This window comes from Serpens gallinarum (assembly GCF_014836765.1).
GTDB classification, from domain to species: domain Bacteria; phylum Pseudomonadota; class Gammaproteobacteria; order Pseudomonadales; family Pseudomonadaceae; genus Serpens; species Serpens gallinarum.
Genome location: NZ_JACSQG010000007.1, coordinates 25,407 through 49,790 on the forward strand (window position 1 = coordinate 25,407; position 24,384 = coordinate 49,790).

Below are 24,384 nucleotides of genomic sequence, written 5' to 3' on the forward strand. Positions count from 1 at the left end.
GCCTTTAAATGTTCAAGAAACTGTTGCTGGCCACCGCCCTGACGTCCACGCTGTTCGGCGCCACCGCCCAGGCTGACAGCACTCCGCTGCTCAACGCCTCCTACGACGTTGCGCGCGAATTGTTCACTGAAATCAACCCCAAGTTCATCGCACATTGGAAAGCCACCACGGGCGAAGACATCAAGATCGACCAGTCCTTTGCCGGCACTTCCAAGCAGGCGCAGGACATCATCCAAGGCAAGAAGGTCGACACCGTCACCTTCAACCAGGTGACGGATGTGGACATCCTCGCCAAGCGCCGCCTGCTCAATGCCGATTGGTCCACCGAGTTCCCCAACAACAGTTCGCCGTACTACAGCACCATCGGTTTCCTGGTGCGCGAGGGTAACCCGAAGAACATCCAGAGCTGGGACGACCTGGTGCGCGATGACGTGAAAGTGGTTTTCCCCAACCCGAAAACCTCCGGCAACGCTCGTTACACCTACCTGGCGGCCTGGCTGTTTGCCAACGAGAAGTTCAACGGCGACGAAGCCAAGATCAAGAAGTTCGTCGGTAAGCTGCTGCACAACGTGGAAAACTTCCCCACCGGCGGGCGTGGCGCCACCGTGGCGTTTGCTCAGAACGGCCAGGGCGATGCCTTGCTGACCTTCGAATCGGAAGTGATCAACATCGCCAAGCACCCCGACTTCGCGGCGGGCAACTTCCAGCCGGTGATTCCGCCGCTGAGTGTGCTGGCCGAGTTCCCGGTGGCCATCGTCGATAAGGTGGTCGACCAGAAAGGCACCCGCAAGCAGGCCACCGAGTTCCTCAACTTCCAATACACCCAGGATGTGCAGCAACTGCTGACCACCTTCAACCTGCGCGTTCACCACCCCGAAGTGGTCAAGGCCACCGAGGCACAGTTCGCCAAGGTCAAGCTGGTCAACCCGACCGAGGTTCTCGGCAGCTGGGATGAGATCACCGCGAAGCATTTCGGCAGCAATGGCGTGCTCGATCAACTGCTGGCACAAAGCCCAAACTGAGTTTCGCTCCTGTAAACTACGCCGCCCGCAGTGGGCGGCGTAGCTTTTTGTAGCTAGCCGCTGCGTCTTTTTTCAGTAGGACAAGCGATTTCCCGTGACGCTTAATACCTTCCGCTTCTTTCATCAGGCGCCCACCCTGCCAGGTTTCGGGCTGAGCTTCGGCATCAGCACTCTGTACCTGTCGTTGGTCATCCTGTTTCCGATTTCCGCCTTGCTGGTGTACGTCAGCGACCTATCCTGGGCGCAGTACTGGCAGGCGATTAGCGACCGCCGCGTCGTGGCCAGTTACTGGGTCACCGTCAGTGGCGCCTTCTACTCGACCATCGCCGCAACGCTGATCGGCCTGTTGCTGGCCTGGATCATTACCCGCTACGACTTTCCCGGTCGCCGCCTGGTGGACGCCCTGGTCGATCTGCCCTTCGCCCTGCCCACCTCGGTGGCCGGCCTCACCCTGGCCACGTTGCTGGTTCCCGGTGGCTGGCTGGGCCAATGGTTCGACGCGATGGGCATCAAGATCGCCTATGCCTATCCCGGCATCCTGATCGCCATGACCTTTACCAGTCTGCCCTTCGTAGTAAGGACAGTGCAGCCGGTATTGCTGGAGATGGGCAACGACTACGAAGAAGCCGGCCGCACCCTGGGTGCCAGCAAGCTGCAGATCTTTTTCTACGTGATGCTGCCGACCCTGTATCCGGCACTGATTACCGGCGCGGCGCAGTCCTTCGTGCGCGGCCTAGGCGAGTTCGGCGCGGTGATCATGATCGCCGGCAATATGCCGTTCAAAACCGAAGTGTCCTCGCTGATGATCTTTGTCCGCCTGCAGGAGTTCGACTACGGGGCCGCTTCGGCGATCGCCTCGGTCATCTTGCTGGCATCCCTGGCCATGCTGTTCACCCTGCAGGTGATCCAGAGCCACATCTTCCGCTGGCAGCGCAAGAAATGAAAAAACCCGTTTATTGGCATCAATGGCTCCTCATCGGCCTGGGCCTCGCCACCGTCACCCTGCTGTTGCTGGTCCCGCTGGCGCTGATCTTCACCAAGGCACTGAGTGGCGGCCTCGGCCTGCTGTGGTCGAACCTGTCCGAAGACTACATGCTCCACGCGATCATGCTCACCTTACTGGTGGCGGTGATTACCGTGCCGATCAACTTGGTGTTCGGCATCTGCCTGGCCTGGTGCGTGACCCATTACGACTTTCGCGGTCGCCGCCTGCTGTCCACCCTGATCGACATCCCTTACGCGGTGTCCCCCGTGGTGGCCGGCCTGTGCTACCTGGTGATCTATGGCGTCGAAGGCGTGGTTGGCCAGTGGTTTTACGATCGCGATATCCAGCTGATGTTCGCCTGGCCGGGCATCATCATGGTCACCGTGTTCGTCACCGCCCCCTATGTGGCACGCATCCTGATTCCGACCATGCAGTCCCAGGGCACCGAGGAAGAAACCGCCGCGCTGACGCTGGGTGCTAGCGGCTGGCAGATCTTCCGCCACGTGACCCTGCCGAACATCAAATGGGCGCTGCTGTACGGCGTGGTGGTCACCAATGCCCGCGCAGTCGGCGAGTTCGGCGCGGTGTCGGTGGTCTCCGGCACCATCATGAACCAGACGCTGACCCTGCCGCTGCTGGTCGACCAGTTGAACAACGACTACAAGACCGCCGCTGCCTTTACCGCCGCTGCCCTGCTCGCCTGCATGGCGCTGCTCACCCTGCTGCTGAAGACCTTCATGGAATGGCGCCAGCGCCAGGCGATGCTCAAGGCCGAAGCCCAGTAACAAAAATAGCCCCGCACCTGCGGGGCTTTTTATCAGGCACGATGCACGCTGGGCATCTTCATCTCGGACTGCCAGATCAAGCGGAACCCCCGGATCAGCAGATAGATGAACAGTACCGGCAGCAAAATCGACTTGAGAATGAAAAAGGCCATGAGGCGAATCAGCGTGTCGATCACCGCCTCAAGCTTGGCCTTGATGCTTTTGTAGGTTTCCACGTCAGCCAGGCTGGCTGCGGAACGGCTCCAGCCCGAGACCTTGTCGCTAAAGTGCGACCAGAAACCGTCTTGGGATTTCTCCTTGGCCTGCGCCAGCGCCAGGCGCTCCTTGTCCACCGCCAACAGCCGACGCTCTCTGCTCGCCAACGCCTCATGGGCCGCTTGCCACTCAGCCTCAAGCACGTCCAAACGCTCCACCGTGGCCTGATGCTCAACGCTACGGTTCATGCCCAGGCGCTGGCTCAAACTGCTGTCGCGTTCATGCTCGGCCAATGCCTGACGGGCCTGCTCCATGTCCGGCTTCAAACGTTCGATCTGCTCCAGCAGCCCATCTCGCTCAGCCTGCAAGGCGCTCTGCTGAGTTTGCAATGCGCTCAACGCACCATCCTCCAGTGTTTCCAGGGGAACACCCTGCATGCCCAATACATCGACTTGGCTGGGCAAAGCATCCAGCAAGGCCACATCGTCACGTACCGGGTCGCTCAGAAACGCATGGTCCACCGCGGCATTCAGTAAAACGCTCAGCGCCAGGGCCAAGCGCAGAAACACGCAGCACAGAAATGCCCGGAACAACAGGAGCGTGCCGCGAGACGTCGGGGCCAGCAGCGAACAGACCAAAACCACAGCGGCGATCGCCGTCAACACGACAGTGAATAGCCTGTGGGACACCACGCCGAGCATCACTTTCTGGATGACCAGTGAGCCAATGGCCCACTGCATCACTTGAGAAAACTGCTCGACCAGATCATTGATGGGATCCAGCAACTCGCCAGGGTGAACGCTGGCCACCATCACGCTGATTTCGACCGACTGGAGCAATGAGATCAGGGCATTCAGCACCCGTGCAACGGCGAACGCAGTGGCCGCCTGCAGCAAGGCGCCATCCAGGTATTCAGTCGACAGTTGCTCCAGCACGCCTGTCCAGGAGACGGCGACCGACAATGCCACTCCGATTGCCGCCAGCACCCACAGGCCGCTGACGGCCTTTTTTTTCCGCTCCATGAAAACTCCTACTGAAGCACTACCGTCTACGCACTCTTCAACGCTTGGGCTTTATCGCCGCGCCTTGAAAAACGCCTTGAGAATCGTCCCGCACTCCTCGGCCAGCACGCCCCCCTCAACCATCACCCGATGGTTGAGGAAATCCTGACTGAAGAATTCACCGCGACTGACCGCCACCCCCGCTCGCGGCTCGGTGGCGCCATACACCACCCGTGCCACCCGAGAATGTACGATCAGCCCCGCGCACATGCTGCACGGTTCCAGGGTCACGTACAGGGTGCTGCCCGGCAGGCGGTAATTTTGCGCCGCTTCGGCGGCGGCCCGGATGGCCACCATCTCGGCATGAGCACTGGGGTCGTGGCGGCTGATGGGTGAGTTGAACCCCTGGCCGATGATTTCGCCGTCCTGCACCAACACCGCCCCCACCGGCACCTCGCCCAGCTCAGCGCCTTTGGCGGCTAGCGCCAGCGCTTCGCGCATGAAATGCTCGTCACGGGAGCGGTCGATGATCTTGATTCTGCGCATGGCTCTATCGCGAAGCTGAAAGCCGGCCATTGTTAAGCGGCAAGCTTCAGGCGGCAAGTTAAAGCGGCGGCTTGTGGCTTGCGGCTTGCCGCTGCTCAAACCACTTCGATCGCCGCCATCAGCCCGGTTTCCATATGGTCGATGACGTGGCAATGGAACATCCAGATGCCGGGGTTATCCGCCACCAGCGCCACCTGAGCGGTCTCGTTCTTGCCCAACAGGTAGGTGTCGGTGAAATAGGGTGTGATTGTCTTGCGGTTCGAAGACAGCACCTTGAAGCTCATACCGTGCAGGTGAATCGGATGCTGGTATTGGCTGAGGTTACGCAGCTCGAAAATGTAATGACTATTTTTCTTCAGCGTCGCGATGGGCCGCTCGACGCAGCTCTTGTCGTCAATGTCCCAGGCCTGCCCGTTGATCTGCCAGAAGCTGTGGGCGGCGCCCTGTTCGACACCCACCGACACCGCGCCCGCCCACTCGAAGTTGAAGCGCAGCTTCTCGGCGCGGGCCAGGTCCGGCTCGGCAATCGGGTTGGCCGGTAACGGTGGCGGCCAAGCACCCGCGGCCTCGCTGCTGCTTGCCACACCCTTTAACGTCGCCAGACGCAGCGGGCCATTGCGCACCGGAATCTCCTGGCCAACCTCGGGAATCAGTACGCCCAGCTCGATGCGCATGCCCGGCCCCAGCCAGTACTCCTTACCCAGCGGGCGTGGCTCAACGGGGTTGCCATCCAGCGCATAGATGCGCGCCTCGACGCCTGGCAACATCAGCCGGTAAGTCAGAGTGTTGTCCAGATTCAGAATGCGCAGGCGCACGATCTGCCCGGCGGGCAGCGCCAGGGTGGGGTTATGCGTGCCGTTGACCGAGGACAGCAGGCCCGGCGTACCACCCCGCGCCGCTTCGCGCGGCACGCTGAACGCGGTGAAGGCGCCCTGCTTGTCCACATGCCAATGCTTGAGGCTCAGGGTGCGCTCATGGCGAAAACCGCTCGGCACGCGCTCTTCGACGATCAGAGGGCCCACCAGCCCACGGCCCAGTTGTTCGCCGCTGGCGGTGTGCGGGTGGTACCAGAAGCTGCCGGCGTCCGGGCAGATGAAGTCGTAGTCGAAATACTCCCCCGGCAGCACCGGCAACTGCGACAGGTACGGTACACCATCCATTTCCAGCGGCAGGCGAATGCCGTGCCAGTGGATGGTGGTCGCTTCACTCAACCGATTGATGAAGCGCACCCGCAACCGCTCCCCCTGGCGACAACGCAGCTCCAGGCCCGGCGCTTGGCCGCCATAAGCCCACGCAGGCGTCTTGAAGCCAGGTACCAACTCCACATCCAGTGGCGCAGCGATCAGCTCATAGTCGTGGGTTGCCACGTTTTCCGGGCGCCCCAGCCAGTAGCGCATGTTGCCGGCACCCAGGCCGACCACGCCAAGACCGGCCAAACCGGCAAGGATTTGTCTGCGCGTGACATTCATCGAGCCTATCCCTCTACATCTTCATACGGGCAAAGATGAGAGAGTTTCTCACTTGTCGCCGCGGTGGGCGAGGCGAATTTCACGGCGCATCCGGTTTTTTTCCGCGACAAAATGTCCGGCCTGGCTCAGTGGCCAGTCGGGGCAACAGCACCCAAATGAAGTAACAGTTCGCGAACAGGCGCAGATAACGAGTCCCAGTCCCGAAAGCACAGGCACAAACGGCGCCGTGCCCAGCGCTCCACCAGCGTCCTCTTCTGATAGGCGTAACGGCGCCGATAACGTGTGGCAACGCTTTCCGGCACGATACTGACGCCAATACCGTGCGAAACCATTTCGCACAGGCCGTCGAAGGTCTTCATCCGAATGCGAAACGCCAGCGCGCGCCCGGCCTTGGCGGCATGCTCATCGATGTGATCCTGCAAGGCGCTACCGGATGCCAAGCCCACGAAGGGGACGTGGATGACGTCTGCAAAAGAGACGCTCCTCGCCTGAGCCAAGGGATGCCCAACGGGCGTGATCAGCGCCAGGTGATCGGTCGCCACCGGCTGTAGGTGCAGGCCGAGCGGATCAACGGCATCGGAAACTATGCCTGCTTCAACCAGCCCGGCGGCAACGGCCTTGACGATTTCTCCGCTGGTCCGCTCCTTGAGGTCGACGCTCAACGCCGGACGGCTCGCCAGCCAGGCCGCCAGTCGACGCGGCAGGAACTCCGTCAGGGCGGCGGTATTGGTGTAAAGGCGAATCGTGCCCCGCGAGCCGGACGCAAACTCATGCAATTCGCCTTGCATCACCGCGCGTTGGCGCAGGATCAGCCGGGCGTGATGGGCCAGGGCCTCTCCCGCTTCCGTCGTCACCACGCCCCGGTGGCGGCGTTCGACCAATTGGACGCCGACTTCCGCCTCGATGCTGCGTAGCCGCTCGCTCGCGGCGGCTAGCGACAGATGCGCCAGGGCGGCGCCGTGGGTAATGCTGCCCGCCTCTACGATGCAGAGGAATAAACGAAGATCAGCCAGGTCGATTCGCATGACGATTCCTGCCCAGCCAGCCTTCGGAAAACCCGAAGGCATAAGCCGAAAAAGCGCATTGTGGCAGAGCACGGCTCAAGGCCCAATACGCGCATGAACGAACTCACGCCAGATCTGCTTCTGCTGTTTTCAACCTTTCTGTTCGCCGGGCTGGTCAAGGGCGTCACCGGCATGGGATTACCGACGGTGGCCATGGCCGTGCTGGGTACATTCATTTCGCCGGCAACAGCTGCGGCGCTGCTGGTCGTACCATCCTTGGTAACGAATGTCTGGCAACTGGTGGCCGGGCCGAATGCCGTGGGCCTCGTCCGACGCTTCTGGCCCCTGATGCTGGGCATCACGCTGGGCACGTTCTTCGGCACGGCGCTGCTGGCGGAGGTGGACCCTACTTGGTCAGGCCTGGGGCTGGGAATCGCCCTGTTCGCCTATGCCGGCTATGCCTTGCTCTCTCCCGCACTCACCATCCCGGCCCGGAGCGAACCTTGGCTTTCGCCGGTCATCGGTGTCGTGACGGGCGGGATTACCGGCGCCACCGGAGTGTTCGTGATCCCGGCCGTGCCATATCTGCAATCCTTGCGCCTGGACAAGGACGAGCTGGTCCAGGCGTTGGGCCTCTCCTTCACTGTTTCCACGCTGGCCCTGGCGGCCGGACTGGCAACTCATGGTGCCTTGCGCATGGAACAGTTGGGCCTTTCTTCATTGGCCATTGTTCCGGCCCTGGCCGGTATGTGGCTGGGCCAGGCCGTCAGGAACAGAATCAGTCCACGGGGATTTCGCCTGTGCTTTCTGATGTTCCTACTATTGTTGGGCCTGGAGCTGGCGTCGCGCCCCTTCTTCTGAGCAGCCGACGTCTGGCCCAGCGCACGCTCAACGCACAACATGCACAAAATGCCGGTGCCGCTCGTACTGATCGAGGATATCGCCGATCACGCCGTCACGGCTCCAGCCCATGATGTCGTAATCCTGCCCGCCCTCGTTCAAGTACACCTCGGCGCGGAAATACTTGCGCTCTTCGCTCTCTTCATCATCGCTGACGATAAAGCTGGGTTGCACCAGCGAACGTGGGCGTACGCCGTAGCTGAAATCCGGTTCGTTGGCATGGCGCACAACCAGCCGTATCGTTTCGGCTCCCGAGCTGTCCAGCTCCACATCGAAACCCTGCTTGCGCAGCTCCTCGGCCACCGCCTCGCAGGCCGGCCTCACCACTTCTTCGATAAAGCGCATCACATGGCTGCGCCGCGGCATCATGACCATGCTGCGTAGCCGTCGCTGCCAGCTGTCCGCCTGGCCATGGGCCTGTGACAGACTCAGCGACTGATAGCGTACCCGCCGCTTGGTGGCGTCGCGCCTTAGCGCCTTGAACAATCCCCAGGTGGCCACCAGCAGGAACACCGTGTACGGCAGGGCACTGGCAATGGTGGCGGTCTGCAGGGCGGTCAAACCGTCGGCCAACAGCAACGCAATGGCCACCGCCGCCATGGTCGTGGCCCAGAACAGTTTCTGCCACAACGCCGTATGGCTGCTGCCTCCCGACGCCAGCATATCGACCACCATGGCACCGGAATCGGCCGAAGTGATGAAGAACACAAACACCATCACGACCGCAAACATCGACAGCACAAAGCCCAGCGGGAACTGCTCGAGAAACGCAAACAAGGCCTGGGCACTGTCCTGCTGGACCGCCTCGCCCAGGCTGGCCAGCCCCTCGACATGGATCATGTAGATCGCGGCATCGCCAAACACCGTCATCCACATCAGGGTGAAGCCCGCCGGCACCAGCAGCACGCCACCGACGAATTCACGGATGGTCCGTCCCTTGGAAATGCGCGCGATGAACATACCCACGAAAGGCGACCAGGCAACCCACCATCCCCAGTAAAACAGTGTCCAGCCGCCGATCCAATCGGTCGGGTTATAGGCATACAGGTTGAAGGTCTTGTAGACGATCTCCGACAGGTAGGCGCCGGTGTTTTCCACGTACGCCTTGAGCAGGAAGACGGTCGGCCCCACCGCCAGGATGATCAGCATCAGCAACAGCGCCAGCAGCAGATTGGTTTCGGAGAGGATTCGGATACCCCGGTCCAACCCAGTGACCAAGGACAGCGTCGCCAGGCCCATGGCGATCACGATCAAAATGATCTGCACGCCGACACCAATCGGCACGTCGAACAGGTGATTCAATCCACTGTTGATCTGCGCCACGCCAAAACCCAGCGAGGTCGCCACACCCAGCACCGTACCCAGCACGGCGAAGATATCCACCGCGTGGCCGATGGGGCCGTAAATGCGCTCGCCAATCAGCGGATACAACGCCGAACGCATGGTCAGCGGTAATCCGTGCCGGTAACCGAAATACGCCAGGGTCAGGGCGACAATGGCGTAGACGGCCCAGGCGTGCAGCCCCCAGTGAAAGAAGGTGATCTTCAATGCCTCCCGAGCCGCTTCCGCGGTTCCTCCCTCGCCCACCGGCGGGGACAGGTAATGCATCACCGGCTCGGCCACGCCGAAGAACATCAGGCCAATGCCCATCCCGGCCGAGAACAACATGGCGAACCAGCTGTAATTGGCAAAGTCCGGCTCGCTGTGATCCGGGCCCAGCTTGATGTCGCCGTAGCGGCTGATCGCCAGGAACACACTGGCCATCAGAAAAATGGCCACCGCCAGGATGTAGAACCAGCTGGCATTGACGGTGATCCAGGCCTGAGCCTGGCCGAACACCCGCTGCGCGGTCTCAGGCGCCAGGACGGCAAACAGCACCAACGCCAGAATCAAGACAGCCGAAGGGTAGAACACCGGGGGATTGATGGTGGAAGCCTTGCGATTACTGTCCATGTCGCGCTCCTGAAAAGCTGAAATCGGAACGAAGGGGTGCGCACAGATGACAGCGTAAACGGAGGGGCAGTTCGTGAAGCCCGGCGCCTCACCCGTATCGGCCAACGCAACAACGGTCGCACTGACAGGTAAGAATGGCGGTAATAGTGCGCATTCCTCTGTGAACAGACCGGTGCAGCCTGACCTGCGTTGTTACGTGGTGGGAGCGTTCGTCATCATGGATCGCCCTTGACACAGGGGCTCACCAAAGACTTTTAGCGCGCCTAGAAAAACAAAAAGCCCAAAACGGGCTTTTTGTCGTGTTGCGAAGTCAGGCCTCTGACCTCACTCCCATTCGATGGTGGCCGGCGGCTTGCTCGACACGTCGTAGGTGACGCGGGAGATGCCTTCGATCTCGTTGATGATGCGGTTGGAAACCTTCTCCAGCAGCTCGTAGGGCAGATGCGCCCAGCGCGCGGTCATGAAGTCGATGGTTTCCACTGCGCGCAGGGCGACAACCCAGGCGTAACGACGGGCATCGCCCACCACGCCGACGGACTTCACCGGCTGGAACACCACAAAGGCCTGGCTGGTCTTGTGGTACCAGTCGAAATTGCGCAGCTCTTCGATGAAGATATGGTCAGCCTGACGCAGCAGGTCGGCGTATTCCTTTTTCACCTCGCCGAGAATGCGTACACCCAGGCCCGGACCGGGGAACGGGTGGCGATAGACCATGTCGTAGGGCAGGCCCAGCTCCAGGCCGATCTTGCGCACTTCGTCCTTGAACAGTTCGCGCAGCGGCTCGACCAGCTTGAGCTTCATGTCGTCCGGCAGGCCGCCGACGTTGTGGTGCGACTTGATGACGTGGGCCTTGCCGTTCTTGGTGCCCGCCGACTCGATCACGTCGGGGTAAATGGTGCCCTGGGCAAGGAACTGGATGTTGTCCAGCTTGCTCGACTCGGCATCGAACACATCGATGAAGGTACGGCCGATGATCTTGCGCTTCTGCTCCGGATCGCTGACACCGGCCAGGTTGCCAAGAAACTGCGCTTCGGCGTCGGCGCGGATGACCTTGACGCCCATGTTGTCGGCGAACATCTTCATGACCGTGTCGCCTTCGTGCAGGCGCAGCAGGCCGTTGTCGACGAACACGCAGGTCAACTGATCGCCAATGGCGCGGTGCAGCAGCGCGGCGACCACCGAGGAGTCCACACCGCCGGACAGGCCGAGCAGCACGTTGGCGTCGCCGATCTGCTCGCGCATCTGGCGGATGGCATCCTCGACAATGTTGGACGGCGTCCACAGCGCTTCGCAGCCGCAGATGTCGAGAATGAAGCGCGACAGGATGCGCCCGCCCTGCTTGGTGTGGGTCACTTCCGGGTGGAACTGCACGCCGTAGTAGCCACGGGCATCGTCCGCCATGGCGGCGACCGGGCAGCTTGGTGTGCTGGCGATGACATGGAAACCTTCAGCCAGCTGGGTGACCTTGTCGCCGTGACTCATCCACACGTCGAGGCCGAACAGGCCGTCTTCGTCGATATGGTCTTCGATGCCGTCCAGCAGGCGCGACTTGCCGACGATGTCGACGCGGGCATAGCCGAACTCGCGCAGGTCGGAACCTTCCACCTTGCCGCCCAGTTGCTCGGACATGGTCTGCATGCCGTAGCAAATGCCGAACAACGGCACGCCGAGGTCGAATACGGCTTGCGGAGCACGCGGGCTGTCGCTGGCATGCACCGACTCCGGGCCACCGGCCAGGATGATGCCGCGCGGGTTGAAGGCGCGAATCGCCTCGTCGCTCATGTCGAACGGGTGCAGTTCGCAGAACACGCCCAGTTCACGCACGCGGCGCGCGATCAACTGGCTGTACTGGGAACCGAAATCAAGAATCAGAATGCGGTGGGCGTGAATGTCAGGGTGGGCCATTTTCTTCACCTGGTATAAATAACTGAAGGCTGAAGGCTGAACGAAAAATCTGTTCGTCCAGCCTCCAGCCTCCAGCGAAAAAGTCGCTTAGCCGACGCGGTAGTTCGGCGCCTCTTTGGTGATCTGCACATCGTGCACGTGTGACTCGGCCATGCCGGCACCCGTAATGCGCACGAACTGCGGCTCGGTGCGCATCTGCTCGATGTCGGCGCTGCCGGTGTAGCCCATGGAGGAGCGCAGCCCACCCATCAACTGGTGGATGATGGCGGCCAGAGCGCCCTTATACGGCACGCGGCCTTCGATGCCTTCCGGCACCAGCTTCTCGGCACCGGCCGAGGAGTCCTGGAAGTAACGGTCGCTTGAGCCCTGCGCCTGCGCCATGGCGCCCAGCGAACCCATGCCGCGGTAGGCCTTGTAGGTACGCCCCTGGTACAGCTCGATTTCACCCGGTGCTTCTTCGGTACCGGCGAACATCGAGCCCATCATCACGGTGTTGGCCCCGGCCACGATGGCCTTGGACAGATCGCCCGAGAAGCGGATGCCGCCGTCGGCAATCATCGGCACGCCGGTACCCTTGAGGGCGGTGGCCACGTTGGCGATGGCGCTGATCTGCGGTACGCCGACACCGGCAATGATGCGCGTGGTGCAGATCGAGCCTGGGCCGATCCCCACCTTGACCGCGTCGGCACCGGCCTCCACCAGCGCCAGCGCCGCTTCGGCGGTGGCGATGTTGCCGCCAATCACTTGCAGCTCGGGGAAGTTCTCCTTGACCCAGCGCACACGGTCGAGCACGCCCTTGGAGTGACCGTGGGCGGTGTCCACTACCACAACGTCAACGCCAGCAGCCGCCAGGGCAGCCACCCGATCCGGGGTTTCCGGACCGGTGCCGACGGCCGCGCCGACGCGCAGGCGGCCCTGCTCGTCCTTGGAGGCCAGCGGGTAGGTCTTGGCTTTTTCCAGGTCGCGGAAGGTCACCAGGCCACGCAGATTGAACGCCTCATCGACCACCAGCATCTTCTCGATGCGGTGCTCGTACAGCTTGGTCTTGATCTCGTCCAGGCTGGTGCCCTCAAGTACGGTGATCAGCTTGTCCTTGGGGGTCATGATCGCCGCGACACTGTCGCCGGTGTTCGGGGTGTAGCGCAGGTCACGACCGGTGACGATACCGACCAGCTCTTTGCCAGACACGACCGGGAAACCGGAGAAGCCCAGCTCTTGGGCCTTGCTCAGCAGCTCGCTGATCTTGGTGTCGGGGTTCACCGTGGCCGGGTCACGCACGATGGCGGTCTCGTGGCGCTTGACCTTGCGCACCTCGGCGGCCTGCTGCTCGAGGGTCATGTTCTTGTGAATAATGCCGATGCCGCCTTCCTGGGCCATGGCGATGGCCAGGCGGGCTTCGGTCACGGTGTCCATGGCCGCGGAGACCAGCGGGATGTTCAATTCGATGCCACGCGTCAGGCGGGTCTTGAGGCTGACGTCCTTCGGCAGCACCTCGGAATAACCGGGGATAAGGAGGACATCATCGAAAGTCAGGGCTTCTTGGCTGATACGCAGCATGGCGGGGGCTCCCAGGCGGGAAAATCGGAAGCGCGGCATTATACGCCCGACGGCAGGCCGCACTCAACGCACAATACAGCCCGTCTCGTCGACGGACACCGAATCAGGTGGATACCTGTACGCATTCGATCGGAAAACCCAGCCGCTCTGCGAATTCATCCAGGAACCTGCGGCGAAAAAATGCACCCGGCCAATTATTGAAGATGAAGCCCAGGTCAGAAAATGCACAGGCCTGCTCGAAGGGGAAACCGTTGATGTCGTCTTCGTGGCCACATTCGGGGCAGATGAAGTTGTCGGTCTCACCGGGCATCCACACTTCCAGGTGCTCCAGTAGCACTTCGCCGATCTTCGCCCGGCATTCGGGGCAACGGGCTTCACCCTGAAAATTTTCGCTGGGCGTATAAATGCAGCGCTTGGTAACGACCTGCAGGCCATTGCAGGGCTGATCGTAGGGCAGCAACGCCATCCCGGCCGGCTCGATAACCTCGTTGACGCGCGGGCCGATGGCATGGGCCCACTGCCCGTTTACCCCGCAGGCGGTCAACTGCGCCTCGACGACCCCTCGCTCGATCAGCCAGCGCAGCATGACGCGCGCCCTGGCCTCCGGCCCGGGGTAACTGGAAATTTTCGGCACGATGATGAATTGACTCATGGCGGGATCTGGCTGTGGACTATAGGCGCAGCTTAAACCTCTGGCGGGCGGGATCAAACTCTGTAAACGCTACGGACCGTTCACGCGAGGCGGTCTTAAACATCCGAAAACAATGACGCGGTTGAAGTGCGCCAGCACTCTTGCCGTATCATGCACACCATGTATACCGATCCGTTCCAACGCCTGAATCTCGACCGCGACGTGCTGACCGTCAGCCAGTTGAACAACCGTGCGCGGCTATTGCTGGAAGACGTGTTCGCTCAGGTGTGGGTCGAAGGCGAAATTTCCAACCTGGCCAAGCCGGCTTCGGGACACATCTATTTCACCTTGAAGGACAACCAGTCCCAGGTGCGCTGCGCGCTGTTCCGGCAGAACGCCCTGCGCGTGCGTCAGGCGCTACGCGACGGCCTGGCGGTGCGGGTGCGCGGCAAGGTCTCGCTGTTCGAGGGGCGCGGCGATTATCAACTGATCCTCGACAACGTCGAGCCCGCCGGCGATGGTTCCCTGCGCCTGGCTTTCGAGGCGTTGAAAACCAAGCTGGCCGCCGAAGGTCTGTTCGCCACCGAACGCAAGCGCGCCCTGCCCGCCCATCCTCAGCGCATCGGCATCGTCAGCTCGCCGAGCGGCGCGGTGATCCGCGACATCATCTCGGTGTTCCGCCGCCGCGCGCCGCACGTGGAGCTGACGCTGATTCCCACCGCCGTACAGGGTCGCGATGCCACGGCGCAAATTGTCCGCGCCCTGCACCTGGCCGACCGCCAGGGCTTCGATGCGTTGATTCTGGCGCGCGGCGGCGGTTCGCTCGAAGACCTCTGGTGCTTTAACGAAGAGGCACTGGCTCGCGCTGTCGCCGCGTGCGACACCCCCGTTGTCAGCGCCGTGGGCCACGAAACCGATGTCTCGATCAGCGACTTCGTCGCCGACGTGCGTGCACCGACGCCTTCCGCTGCGGCCGAATTGTTGGCGCCGCACAGCGCCGACCTGCGGCTGCGCCTGGAAAGCCTGCGCCGTCGCCTGCGCCTGTGCCTGCAGACGCGCCTGCACCGCGATCGCCTGCACCTGGAAGGCCTGGCACGGCGACTGCGCCATCCCGGCGAGCGTCTGCAGCAACAGGCGCTGCGCGTCGACGATCTGGAGCGGCGCTTGCAGCATGCCCTGCACCGTCGCCTGACCACCAACAAGGAACGGTTGTCGCGTCTGGAAAATCGTCTGAATACCCAGCATCCAGGACGGCAGTTGGCCTTGTTGCGCCAGCGTCTCGAGGGCCTTGCCGAACGCCTGCCGCGTGCCACACAAGCCGTGCTGCGTCAGCGTCGCCAACAGCTCGCCGGATTGGCCCAGACACTGCAGATTGTCAGCCCACTGGCGACCTTGGGCCGCGGTTACAGTATCCTGCTCGACGATAAAGGCCACGCGATCCGCAGCGCCGCGCAAACCCAACCCGGCCAGAAACTGCGCGCTCGACTGGGCGAAGGCGAGCTGGATGTGCGCGTGGAAGACAATCACCAGACGCCGGTTACCCTGTCGCTGCTGGATTGATCCACGACAGGCTTGTAGGGTGGCTGTCGTTTTGATAACGCCCCGTTACCGCGCGGTGGATGGAGAAAGCGCCATCCACCCTACGAAAACCCCATCCTGGAAGTTGCATGCGCTTACTGCTTTCTCTGCTCCTCATTTTCTCCCTGCCGGCCCACGCCGAAGGCTTCATCACCCGCCTGCTCAACAAACCGGTGCCCGGTGGCGTGGCGGTGATCGCGCTGGGTGAGGCTCCCCAGGCGCCACGCGTGCGCTATCAGGACACGCCGGCACTGGTGATCAAGGAGGACGGCCAACGCTGGATTGCCATTGTCGGCATTCCGCTGTCGGTAAACGCCGGCACGCAGCAGATCGATGCCAACGGTCGGCCCCTGAGTTTTCAGGTCGAGCCGCGTCACTACCGCGAACAGCGCATCACCCTGAAGAACCAGGAGCAGGTCAGCCCAAGTCCGGCCAATCTCAAGCGCATTGAGCGTGAGCTGGCCGAGCAGCGTGACGCTTACCGACACTTCAGTCCGCGCCAGCCGAGCAATCTGCTATTCGACAGGCCGGTGGACGGCCCGCTGTCGTCACCCTTTGGCCTGCGCCGCTTTTTCAACGATCAGGAGCGCAATCCGCATTCCGGCCTGGACTTCGCCGCGCCAGCCGGCACGCCGATCAAGGCACCGGCCGCCGGCCAGGTCATCCTCACCGGCGACTACTTCTTCAACGGCAAGACGGTCTTTATCGACCACGGCCAGGGACTGATCAGCATGTTCTGCCATCTCTCGAACATCAGCGTAGAGGTCGGCGACGAGCTGGCGCGCGGCGACGTCCTTGGCAAGGTCGGTTCCACCGGCCGCTCCACGGGCCCACATCTGCACTGGAATGTCAGTCTTAACGACGCCCGCATCGATCCGAGCATTTTCATCGGCGCCTTCACGCCCTGACGCCCCCATTCATTTCACGCGACGAGGAATATTCATGCCCGCCGAACTATCTCCCTGGCTCGATTGGCTGCAAGAACAGCCCAAGCTTTATGCCGCGCTGTGCGCCTGCCTGCTGATATTCGTTGCCTGGCTGGCCAACTGGCTGGTCAAGGCACTGCTGGTACGCGGCGTGCACCGCGTACTCGGCGCGACCGCGGTAGGCCAGCACATCGAGGACAACGATCAGAGCGTCGTCCGCCGCCTGTCCAACATTGTCCCGGCGTTGATCCTGTCCAGCGGCGTGAAGCTGATCCCTGAGTTGCCGACGGCGCTGGTCACCGTGGTGGAGAACGTCAGCCACGCCTTTATCGTGGTGACCATCACCATGGCCATCGGCGGTGTACTCACGCTGATCAATACGATCTACCAGCAACGTCCCGACGCCCATCGCAAACCGATCAAGGGCTACCTGCAGGTGGTACAGATTGTCATCTATGCCATCGCCACCATCCTGGTGATCGCCACCCTGATCGACCGCTCGCCGCTGATCCTGCTCTCCGGGTTGGGCGCCATGGCTGCGGTGTTGATGTTGATCTTCCAGGACACTCTCCTGTCGCTGGTGGCCAGCGTGCAGATCAGCTCCAGCGACATCATCCGCGTCGGTGACTGGGTGGAAATGCCGGCGCTGAACGCCGACGGCGATGTGATCGACATCGCCCTGCACACGGTCAAGGTGCAGAACTGGGACAAGACCATCACCAGCATTCCGACCAAGCGCTTTATCAGCGACTCGTTCAAGAACTGGCGTGGCATGCAGGAAAGCGGCGGCCGGCGCATCAAGCGCAGCCTGTATCTGGATCAGCAGAGCGTGCACTTCCTTAACAACGAGGAGCGCCAGCGGCTGTATCGCTTCAACCTGCTGGAGGACTACCTGGTCAAAAAACGCCAGGAGATTGACGAATGGAATACCAAGCTGGAAGAAGCGGGCAAGGAGCCGGTCAATACCCGCAGGGTGACCAACCTCGGCACCTTCCGCGCCTATGTGCAGCATTACCTGCAACGTCATCCGGGCATTCACCAGGACATGACCCTGATGGTGCGCCAGTTGGCGCCGACCGCCGAAGGCCTACCGCTGGAAATCTATTGCTTTACCAACACGGTGGCCTGGGCCCAGTACGAAGGCATTCAGGCGGACATCTTTGACCACTTGCTGGCGATCCTGCCGGAATTCGGCCTGCGCGTGTTCCAGGCCCCGGGCGGTGCCGATTTCCGTGAATGGCACGACTCGTTCGGACAACGGGCCAGCGCCCAGCTTCGGCAGCTGGATGAAGAAGTCATCTAGCGAGTAGCGAGACAAATTAGGGCGACCTCCCCGTGGCAGGTCGCCCTACTGGAATGGCGCAGGTTGGCGCTGCGCACGCGCCGGCACGACGGGCTTCAGGCTGCCCATGCGTCATCTCTGACGCCAGCCCCGGTTCCCGACGGCCGAGCCGCATGCCCAGCGCCAACCTGCGTCCGGGGGAGCTGAGCACCTGCCCTGCCCCCCAACAGTGGTTTCAGTTGGGTCAGAAACTCATGTCGACCCGAGCCCAATAGGTGCGGCCCGGTTCGTTGAGGCGTTCCGTGGCCGACAGCCCGACCCCGGCATTACCCGCCTGGTTGAGGTGCTCGCTGTACGCCTTGTCCAGCAGGTTGTCGACACCGGCGCTGAGCGTGAAGTTGTCATTCACCCGGTACGCGCTGTTGAGTGAGAGCACGCCGAAGCCCGAACTTTCATCGAAGTCCTTGCTGGTCACGTTGCCCTGCATCTCGGCCACGCGATTCTGTGCGGCCACCACACGCCATAGGCCAGCGGCGCTCCAGTCGCCCTTCTCATAGGTCAGGCCCAGGCGAGCTTCCAGCGGCGGAATCTGTGGCATGGCGCGATTGTCGGTGGTGTTTTCCCCCCAGGCATAGGCCAGGCTGGCGTCGGTTTTCCAGTTTTCGGTCAGTTTGTAACTGCCGCCCAACTCGGCTCCGGCGATGCGGGCGTCGATGTTATCCACCCAGGAGATGGTGTGCAGCGGGTTCGCTCCCGGCCCGTAGGAGAACAGAATGTAATCCTTTACCACGCCGGCATAAGCCGAAACCCAGGCTTCCAGCGGGCCTTCGGCGTACTGCAGACCGATATCCAACTGCGTGGTCTTTTCCGGATCAACCGTCTCGTACGCGGTAGGCTTGCCAACCTGGTTGGCGGCCGAGAACAGCTCCCAGTAGTCCGGGAAGCGCTGGCTGTGGCCCAGACCTACGTAAGCGGTAGCCGGCATGCTGGCGAGCTCGTGCTCGTAACGCAGGAAACCACTGCTCAGGGTGTCATCACGCTCGTCATCGGCTGTGGGGTTAGCCCGACAGGCCATGCCCATCATGTTGCACAGCTGCGCACGTTCATCGGTTACAGATATCCGGTCAACCCGCAGGCCGCTAATGATTCGGCTATCGCCGGCCAGCGTGCGTGTCAGTTCGGCAAACGCACCATACTGGCTGAACTCGGCATCCTTGGCCCATGACATGTCCTTATAGGTGTCAATGCCAGAGCCACTGCGTTTGCGGTGCTGGTTGGTCTGCCCATCGACGCCTGCCACCAGTTCGTAGGCGTTCCACTGCCAGGTTCCCGCTAGACGCCCGCCCAGGGTGCGGCGATCCACGTTGGTGGCCATGGGGTTGCGCATGGGCATCATCACATCGTTGGGATTGGGCTGGCGCAGGGTGTAGTTGTCCATCACGTGGTCGGCGTAGTTGTAATACACCCGCGCTTCGACCTTCTGCAGCACCTCGCCGATATTGTCCTGCTCGATGCGCAGCGCCAGGCTTTCGCGCTCGAACTGGCTGCCATCCATACCCCGCCCGGCGTAAGCCGCCTCGCCGTCACCCACGCCTGCGGTCAGCTCCAGCAGGGTGTCCTCGGCCGGCATCCAGCCGAACACCAGGTCGCTGCTCCATTTATCGAATTGCCCATGTACGGCATCGCCGTTGCCGTCCTGGTAATCGTCCGCCTCGGAACGATTGGCCAACAGGCGCACATAGCCTGCTTGTCCGCCCGCGGCGGCATCGACAGTGCGGTCGAAACGACCATCGGAACCCACCAGCAGACTGGCATCGATACGTCCGCCCAGCTCGTCGAAGCGCACAGGTTCTCGCTCGAAATGAATGGTTGCTGCCGAGGCCCCCGCGCCCCAGAGCACGGTCTGCGGTCCCTTGACCACCGTCAGTTGGTCAAAATTTTCGGGAGTGATGTAGGAACTCGGCGAGTCCATGCGGCTCGGACAGGCACCGAGCATTTCGCCGCCATTGCTCAGTAACTTCAGGCGCGAGCCGAACATGCCGCGAAACACGGGATCGCTATTGGAGCCACCGCCACGCACGGCGGAAAAGCCGGGAATGGTCTGCAGGTAATCGCCGGCATCACTGGCCGGCACCGGTTGGCGCGGAATCTTCGGGTCGGTGTTTACCACCAGGGACGCAGACGGGGCCACGCCAGTGATGACAGTGGGCGCCAACTGATGGTGCGGGTGTTCCGTGGCCAGGGCACCCGCGCTGAGCGAAACCAGCAGTGCGCCATGGGCAAGCCGCCAGCGCAACCGCGTGGCATCGATGGAAAAGGCAACGGGCAGGCGCGACGGCGCCACGCAACGGGAGTTACGAATCATAAGAGGTCTCACACAGAGGATTGGGCAAGTCGCCACAGGCGACTCGACAGGTCGATCAGCTGTGCGTAACCGGAGGGGCACGAGGATGGCCGCTGGCGCGGCGCGGGGCTATGGGATGCGGATTCTTCGGCAGCGGCAGGAAGAACGTCGACGAGTGCTCGGGCAGCACCAGCTGCAGGGCAAGACTCAGCGGCGGATTGAGGGTCAGCAGCTCGCAATAGCCGCACAGTTCCAGCGCCGCAAGCCAGGCGGGCTGATCGGGCGAGGCCTGGTGATGCTGGCCGTGGGCGGCCGATTGCGTCTGCACTGGCGCGGCATGGCTGGAATGCCTGTGGGGATCATGCTCGGCATGCAACGCACCGGCAAACCGGGTACTTGATTGCGCCGCCTGGATCGCGGAGTACAACGGTCCGGCATGGATCATCAGCATGGCGAACAGGCCAAGCCAGATTCCTACCGATTGCTGTCGTACTGCGCGCACTCTCTAATCCTTATTCAGGCCCCATTGGGCCGACCCTGGGTAATGCAAATAATCGCACGCTGCTTCCTTCGTCCGCGTGTGGCGCGATGCCGCAAGAGAGCCAAACAAGCCAAACAACGCTTTTTCTAAAAAATCAGCAAAAAATTGCTCTTAATGTATTTTTTTAGCTGAAATCACCAATTTTCAAACACCGCTTGCCATAACCATCAAGCAACCACTAGCGTTGCGCACATTGTCTTCCAACAAGCCCATGCCACTGTCATTTCAGGGCATAGCTTCGCTGCCGCAACAGGAACGTCGCCATGACCATGCTCAAGAATCCGTCGCAGAAATACCGCGCGTTTACGCCGATCAACCTCCCTGATCGCACCTGGCCGAACCAGGTCATCGACAAAGCGCCGATCTGGCTGAGTTCCGATCTGCGCGACGGCAACCAGTCGCTGATCGAGCCGATGGATGGGGCGAAGAAACTGCGTTTCTTCAAGACTCTGGTCAGCGTCGGCGTCAAGGAAATCGAAGTGGGCTTCCCGTCTGCCTCGCAGACCGATTTCGACTTCGTGCGCACCCTGATCGAAGGCGGCCATATCCCGGACGACACCACCATCCAGGTGCTTACCCAAGCCCGTGACGATCTCATCGAGCGCACCTTCGAGTCCCTCAAGGGCGCCAAGAAGGCCATCGTTCACTATTACAACGCCACTGCGCCGAGCTTCCGCAAGATCGTCTTCAACCAAGACAAGGCGGGCGTCAAGGAAATCGCCATCAAGGCCGGCCAGACCATCAAACGCCTGGCCGAAGCCAACCCGGAAACCGACTGGCGCTTCGAGTATTCGCCGGAAGTGTTCAGCTCCACCGAGACCGAGTTCGCCGTCGAGGTGTGCAACGCGGTGATCGAGGTGTTCCAGCCGACCCCGGCGAAAAAACTCATCCTCAACCTGCCGGCCACCATCGAAGCCGCCTCGCCCAACGTGTACGCCGACCAGATCGAATGGTTCGGCCGCCTGATCAACCAGCGCGACAGTGTGCTGATCAGCCTGCACACCCACAACGACCGCGGCACCGGCGTGGCCGCCACCGAACTGGGTCTGATGGCCGGCGCAGACCGCGTCGAAGGCTGCCTGTTCGGCAACGGCGAGCGCACCGGCAACGTCGACCTCGTCACCGTCGCCCTGAACATGTACACCCAGGGTGTCGATCCGGAGCTTGATTTTTCCGACATCGACGCGGTGCGCAAGGTGGTCGAGGAATGCAACCAGTTGCCGGTGCACCCGCGTCACCCCTATGTCGGCGACCTGGTGCACACCGCCTTCTCCGGCTCGCACCAGGATGCGATCCGCAAGGGCTTCGCCCAGCAGGACCCGGACGGCATCTGGGAAGTGCCCTACCTGCCGATCGACCCGGCCGACATTGGCCGCAGCTACGAGGCGGTGATTCGTGTCAACAGCCAATCCGGCAAGGGCGGCATCACTTTCCTGCTGGAACAGGAATACGGCATCAGCCTGCCGCGCCGCATGCAGATCGAATTCAGCCAGGTGGTGCAGAAGGAGACCGATCGCCTCGGCCTTGAGCTGACCGCCGAGCAGATCCACAACCTGCTCGAGCGCGAGTACCTGCAGGCCACCGCTCCCTACGCGCTGCAACGTCACCGCCTGCAGGAGGAGAACGGCATCAGCGTGCTCGATTTGGAAGTGACCGACAGCGGTGACACCCAGACCTGGCGCGGCACAGGCAAGGGTCCGCTGGAAGCCCTGGTCGCCGCCCTGCCGGTGGCCGTCGAAGTGATGGACTACTCCGAGCATGCCATTGGTGCCGGCAGCCAAGCCCAGGCCGCCGCCTACATCGAGCTGCGTCTGGACGGCGGTCGCTCGCTGCACGGCATCGGCATCGACAGCAACCTGACCACCGCGAGTATCCGCGCCCTGTTCAGCGCCCTCAACCGCGCCCTAGCCCAGGCGGAACTGCAGCCGGCGTAAGCGCTTTCAGCTGTCCTACAAAACGCACAAGGCCGATCCCTAAAGGGTCGGCCTTTTGTTAGTTCAGCGATTCGGATGACATCCGCAAGGCTAAGGTGTGGCAATAGCAGGGCGCTCAAGAAGCGCGCGAGTGCGAAAGCGTTGCCACACGGGACGTTCCACGCAGTAATGGGCCAACCAGGCCAATGCTGCACTCAATAACCAAACAGCCCAGATGGATGGATGCTCAGACCAGCCGGCCAGTTGCAACAACCAGATTACAGGAAAGTGCAGCAAGAAGAGGCCGTAGGATAAGTCCCCCGCCTTGCGTTGCAAGATCTGCCATGGACCACGGAATGGATAGCGCTGCAACAGCATGAGCAATGGCAACCCCATTGTCAGTCCTAGCGCCACTTCTGTGTTGAAAGGTACCCGTACGCCCCAGCCAAACAGCCAGATGACATAGAACAGACTGGCCAACCAAAGCAATGCCAGTAGAGCCTTTGCCCAGCGACGTGAGTCTCCCAGCAGGGTTCCTGCCAGGAAGACAAAGCCAACACCTGCCAATAGGCGATAACCAAATACATCTGTGTTGAGCCAGCCCAGCTGGGCGCAGATGAAAACAGATAGACTCAGCAGCGTAGCCAATACTACAAGGCCAGTTCGTCCCAGTATCAAAGGCACTAACAAGTAAAACTGTAGCTCGACGGCCAGGGACCAAGCAGGTGGTACCAGAGTGAAAGTTTCTTGGCCACTATACATATAGTAATTAAGTGGAATAATTAGAAGATTTGCCAGCCAATCATTAAGGCCCGGCTCATCACTGAGGTAATAAGACTGAGCGCCATACCTCCATAGGAATACGGCCAAGACAACGGTTACACCATATAAAGGCAGTATTCGCCAGAAGCGATCCTGATAAAACCAGAGCGCCGCCCCTCGTTCAGGACGTCGCTGCCATAATCGGCATACGACATGGCCAGCCAGCATATAAAACACTATGACGGCACTGACACCGGGGTTTATTCCGCCGATGCTGATACCCAAGTGACTGATTAATACGAGACTGGCAAGAAATAGCCGTAGCAGGCCCATTGACCCCTCCAACCTTTAATAGGCCTTTTTGACACTCGTTTTACGAAGAGCGAAAAGTACTACAAGCAAATGCTCGGATCTCAGAAACACCCTTTTGCTGCGACACACTTCGCACTCATTCAACGTATCAACCGATCCAAGCATCCACAAAGTCGGCCGGTTTCAACAACAGCGGTATGCGCCGCTCCCCTTCGACGCGGCCCAGGTAGACAAAGCCAACGATCTGCTCGCTGCTGCTCAGTCCCAGTCCGGCCTTGACCACGGGATCATGGGACAAGTCGCCAGAACGCCACATGGCGCCTAGCCCCAGCGCATGGGCAGCCAATATGATGCCGTGGGCGGCACAACCGGCGGAGAGGATCTGCTCGCTGAGGGGAATTTTTGCATGGGCCTTGGGCGAGGCGATCACCGCCACCAGTAATGGCGCGCGCAGCGGCAAGCCGCGGGCCCGGTCGAGCTGCTCGGGCTTGACCTGCGGCCCTGCGGCGACCGCCTGGGCAAACAGCTCGCCGAGTCGCTGCCGTGCTTCGCCTTCGATGGTCAGGAAACGCCAGGGGTGCAATTGGCCATGGTCCGGCGCGCGCAAGGCGGCCCGAAACAGCAGGTCGCGTTGCGCGGCGTCCGGCGCCGGCTCATACAGACGCGGCACCGAAACACGGTTGAGCAGAAGATCAAGAGCCTCCATCGGGCCACCTCCAAAAAAGATGCAGCGCGTATTCTAGTGCCTTCTGCCGTGCAGTTGTCCGAACTGA

At 61.6% G+C, this 24,384-nt stretch carries 20 protein-coding genes; 8 read left to right on the plus strand and 12 right to left on the minus strand.

The window, feature by feature from the left end:
• Window positions 1-8 precede the first annotated feature (8 nt).
• The 3 genes from cysP (at window position 9) to cysW (ending at window position 2,792) form a co-directional block, all read left to right on the plus strand.
• The gene (gene cysP / locus H9642_RS12985) at window positions 9-1,022 is read left to right on the plus strand and encodes a thiosulfate ABC transporter substrate-binding protein CysP (protein ID WP_251836876.1); all 1,014 of its coding nucleotides are present in this window, start codon (window positions 9-11) and stop codon (window positions 1,020-1,022) included.
• A gap of 94 nt (window positions 1,023-1,116) precedes the next feature.
• Window positions 1,117-1,965 (plus strand): sulfate ABC transporter permease subunit CysT, encoded by an 849-nt coding sequence (gene cysT, locus H9642_RS12990; protein WP_251836877.1) that lies wholly within the window; start codon window positions 1,117-1,119, stop codon window positions 1,963-1,965.
• Window positions 1,962-2,792, plus strand: coding sequence for a sulfate ABC transporter permease subunit CysW (gene cysW, locus H9642_RS12995; protein WP_251836878.1), 831 nt, complete (start codon window positions 1,962-1,964; stop codon window positions 2,790-2,792). Before cysT ends, cysW begins: the two co-directional genes overlap by 4 nt.
• 32 nt (window positions 2,793-2,824) lie before the next feature.
• On the opposite strand, the gene H9642_RS13000 is transcribed toward cysW, so the two are convergent.
• The 4 genes from H9642_RS13000 to H9642_RS13015 form a co-directional block, all read right to left on the minus strand.
• On the minus strand, window positions 2,825-4,009 hold the full coding sequence (locus H9642_RS13000; RefSeq protein WP_251836879.1) for a hypothetical protein: 1,185 nt from the start codon (window positions 4,007-4,009) through the stop codon (window positions 2,825-2,827).
• 51 nt (window positions 4,010-4,060) lie between these two features.
• The gene (tadA, locus tag H9642_RS13005) at window positions 4,061-4,534 is read right to left on the minus strand and encodes a tRNA adenosine(34) deaminase TadA (protein ID WP_251836880.1); all 474 of its coding nucleotides are present in this window, start codon (window positions 4,532-4,534) and stop codon (window positions 4,061-4,063) included.
• 95 nt (window positions 4,535-4,629) lie between these two features.
• Window positions 4,630-6,003, minus strand: a complete 1,374-nt coding sequence (locus H9642_RS13010) for a multicopper oxidase family protein (protein ID WP_251836881.1) — start codon at window positions 6,001-6,003, stop codon at window positions 4,630-4,632.
• A gap of 125 nt (window positions 6,004-6,128) precedes the next feature.
• Window positions 6,129-7,028, minus strand: a complete 900-nt coding sequence (locus H9642_RS13015; protein ID WP_251836882.1) for a LysR family transcriptional regulator — start codon at window positions 7,026-7,028, stop codon at window positions 6,129-6,131.
• Window positions 7,029-7,121: 93 nt separating this feature from the next.
• Here H9642_RS13015 and H9642_RS13020 point away from each other — a divergent pair, with 93 nt between their 5' ends.
• On the plus strand, window positions 7,122-7,868 hold the full coding sequence (locus tag H9642_RS13020; protein ID WP_251836883.1) for a sulfite exporter TauE/SafE family protein: 747 nt from the start codon (window positions 7,122-7,124) through the stop codon (window positions 7,866-7,868).
• Window positions 7,869-7,895: 27 nt separating this feature from the next.
• Here the strand turns inward: H9642_RS13020 and H9642_RS13025 are convergent, their stop codons facing one another.
• The 4 genes from H9642_RS13025 to H9642_RS13040 all read right to left on the minus strand — a co-directional run bounded on the left by H9642_RS13025 (window position 7,896) and on the right by H9642_RS13040 (window position 13,974).
• Window positions 7,896-9,860: a BCCT family transporter gene (locus H9642_RS13025; RefSeq protein WP_251836884.1), complete on the minus strand. Its 1,965-nt coding sequence runs from the start codon at window positions 9,858-9,860 to the stop codon at window positions 7,896-7,898.
• Between the two features lie 324 nt (window positions 9,861-10,184).
• Window positions 10,185-11,765 carry a glutamine-hydrolyzing GMP synthase gene (guaA, locus tag H9642_RS13030; RefSeq protein WP_251836885.1) on the minus strand — a complete coding sequence of 527 codons (1,581 nt, stop codon included), beginning with the start codon at window positions 11,763-11,765 and terminating at the stop codon, window positions 10,185-10,187.
• Window positions 11,766-11,852: 87 nt separating this feature from the next.
• Window positions 11,853-13,322, minus strand: a complete 1,470-nt coding sequence (guaB, locus tag H9642_RS13035; RefSeq protein WP_251836886.1) for an IMP dehydrogenase — start codon at window positions 13,320-13,322, stop codon at window positions 11,853-11,855.
• Window positions 13,323-13,425: 103 nt separating this feature from the next.
• Window positions 13,426-13,974, minus strand: coding sequence for a sugar ABC transporter ATPase (locus H9642_RS13040; protein WP_251836887.1), 549 nt, complete (start codon window positions 13,972-13,974; stop codon window positions 13,426-13,428).
• A gap of 159 nt (window positions 13,975-14,133) precedes the next feature.
• On the opposite strand from H9642_RS13040, the gene xseA reads away from it, so the two are divergent.
• The 3 genes from xseA to H9642_RS13055 all read left to right on the plus strand — a co-directional run bounded on the left by xseA (window position 14,134) and on the right by H9642_RS13055 (window position 17,760).
• Window positions 14,134-15,513 carry an exodeoxyribonuclease VII large subunit gene (gene xseA / locus H9642_RS13045; protein WP_251837030.1) on the plus strand — a complete coding sequence of 460 codons (1,380 nt, stop codon included), beginning with the start codon at window positions 14,134-14,136 and terminating at the stop codon, window positions 15,511-15,513.
• Window positions 15,514-15,620: 107 nt separating this feature from the next.
• Window positions 15,621-16,439, plus strand: a complete 819-nt coding sequence (locus H9642_RS13050) for a peptidoglycan DD-metalloendopeptidase family protein (RefSeq protein ID WP_251836888.1) — start codon at window positions 15,621-15,623, stop codon at window positions 16,437-16,439.
• A gap of 34 nt (window positions 16,440-16,473) precedes the next feature.
• Window positions 16,474-17,760, plus strand: a complete 1,287-nt coding sequence (locus H9642_RS13055; protein ID WP_251836889.1) for a mechanosensitive ion channel family protein — start codon at window positions 16,474-16,476, stop codon at window positions 17,758-17,760.
• A 223-nt stretch (window positions 17,761-17,983) separates the two neighbouring features.
• Here H9642_RS13055 and H9642_RS13060 read toward each other — a convergent pair whose 3' ends face one another.
• Both H9642_RS13060 and H9642_RS13065 read right to left on the minus strand, forming a co-directional pair.
• Window positions 17,984-20,104, minus strand: a complete 2,121-nt coding sequence (locus H9642_RS13060) for a TonB-dependent copper receptor (RefSeq protein WP_251836890.1) — start codon at window positions 20,102-20,104, stop codon at window positions 17,984-17,986.
• A 55-nt stretch (window positions 20,105-20,159) separates the two neighbouring features.
• Window positions 20,160-20,585, minus strand: a complete 426-nt coding sequence (locus H9642_RS13065; RefSeq protein ID WP_350027866.1) for a DUF2946 domain-containing protein — start codon at window positions 20,583-20,585, stop codon at window positions 20,160-20,162.
• 302 nt (window positions 20,586-20,887) lie between these two features.
• Between H9642_RS13065 and leuA the strand changes: the two genes are divergently transcribed.
• Entirely contained in the window at window positions 20,888-22,558 is a 1,671-nt protein-coding gene (leuA, locus tag H9642_RS13070) for a 2-isopropylmalate synthase (RefSeq protein ID WP_251836891.1), read from the plus strand.
• Window positions 22,559-22,648: 90 nt separating this feature from the next.
• Here leuA and H9642_RS13075 read toward each other — a convergent pair whose 3' ends face one another.
• Complete coding sequence (locus tag H9642_RS13075; RefSeq protein ID WP_251836892.1) at window positions 22,649-23,632, minus strand: acyltransferase family protein; 984 nt, start codon at window positions 23,630-23,632, stop codon at window positions 22,649-22,651.
• A 127-nt stretch (window positions 23,633-23,759) separates the two neighbouring features.
• On the minus strand, window positions 23,760-24,317 hold the full coding sequence (locus tag H9642_RS13080; RefSeq protein ID WP_251836893.1) for a nitroreductase family protein: 558 nt from the start codon (window positions 24,315-24,317) through the stop codon (window positions 23,760-23,762).
• Between the last annotated feature and the right edge of the window lie 67 nt (window positions 24,318-24,384).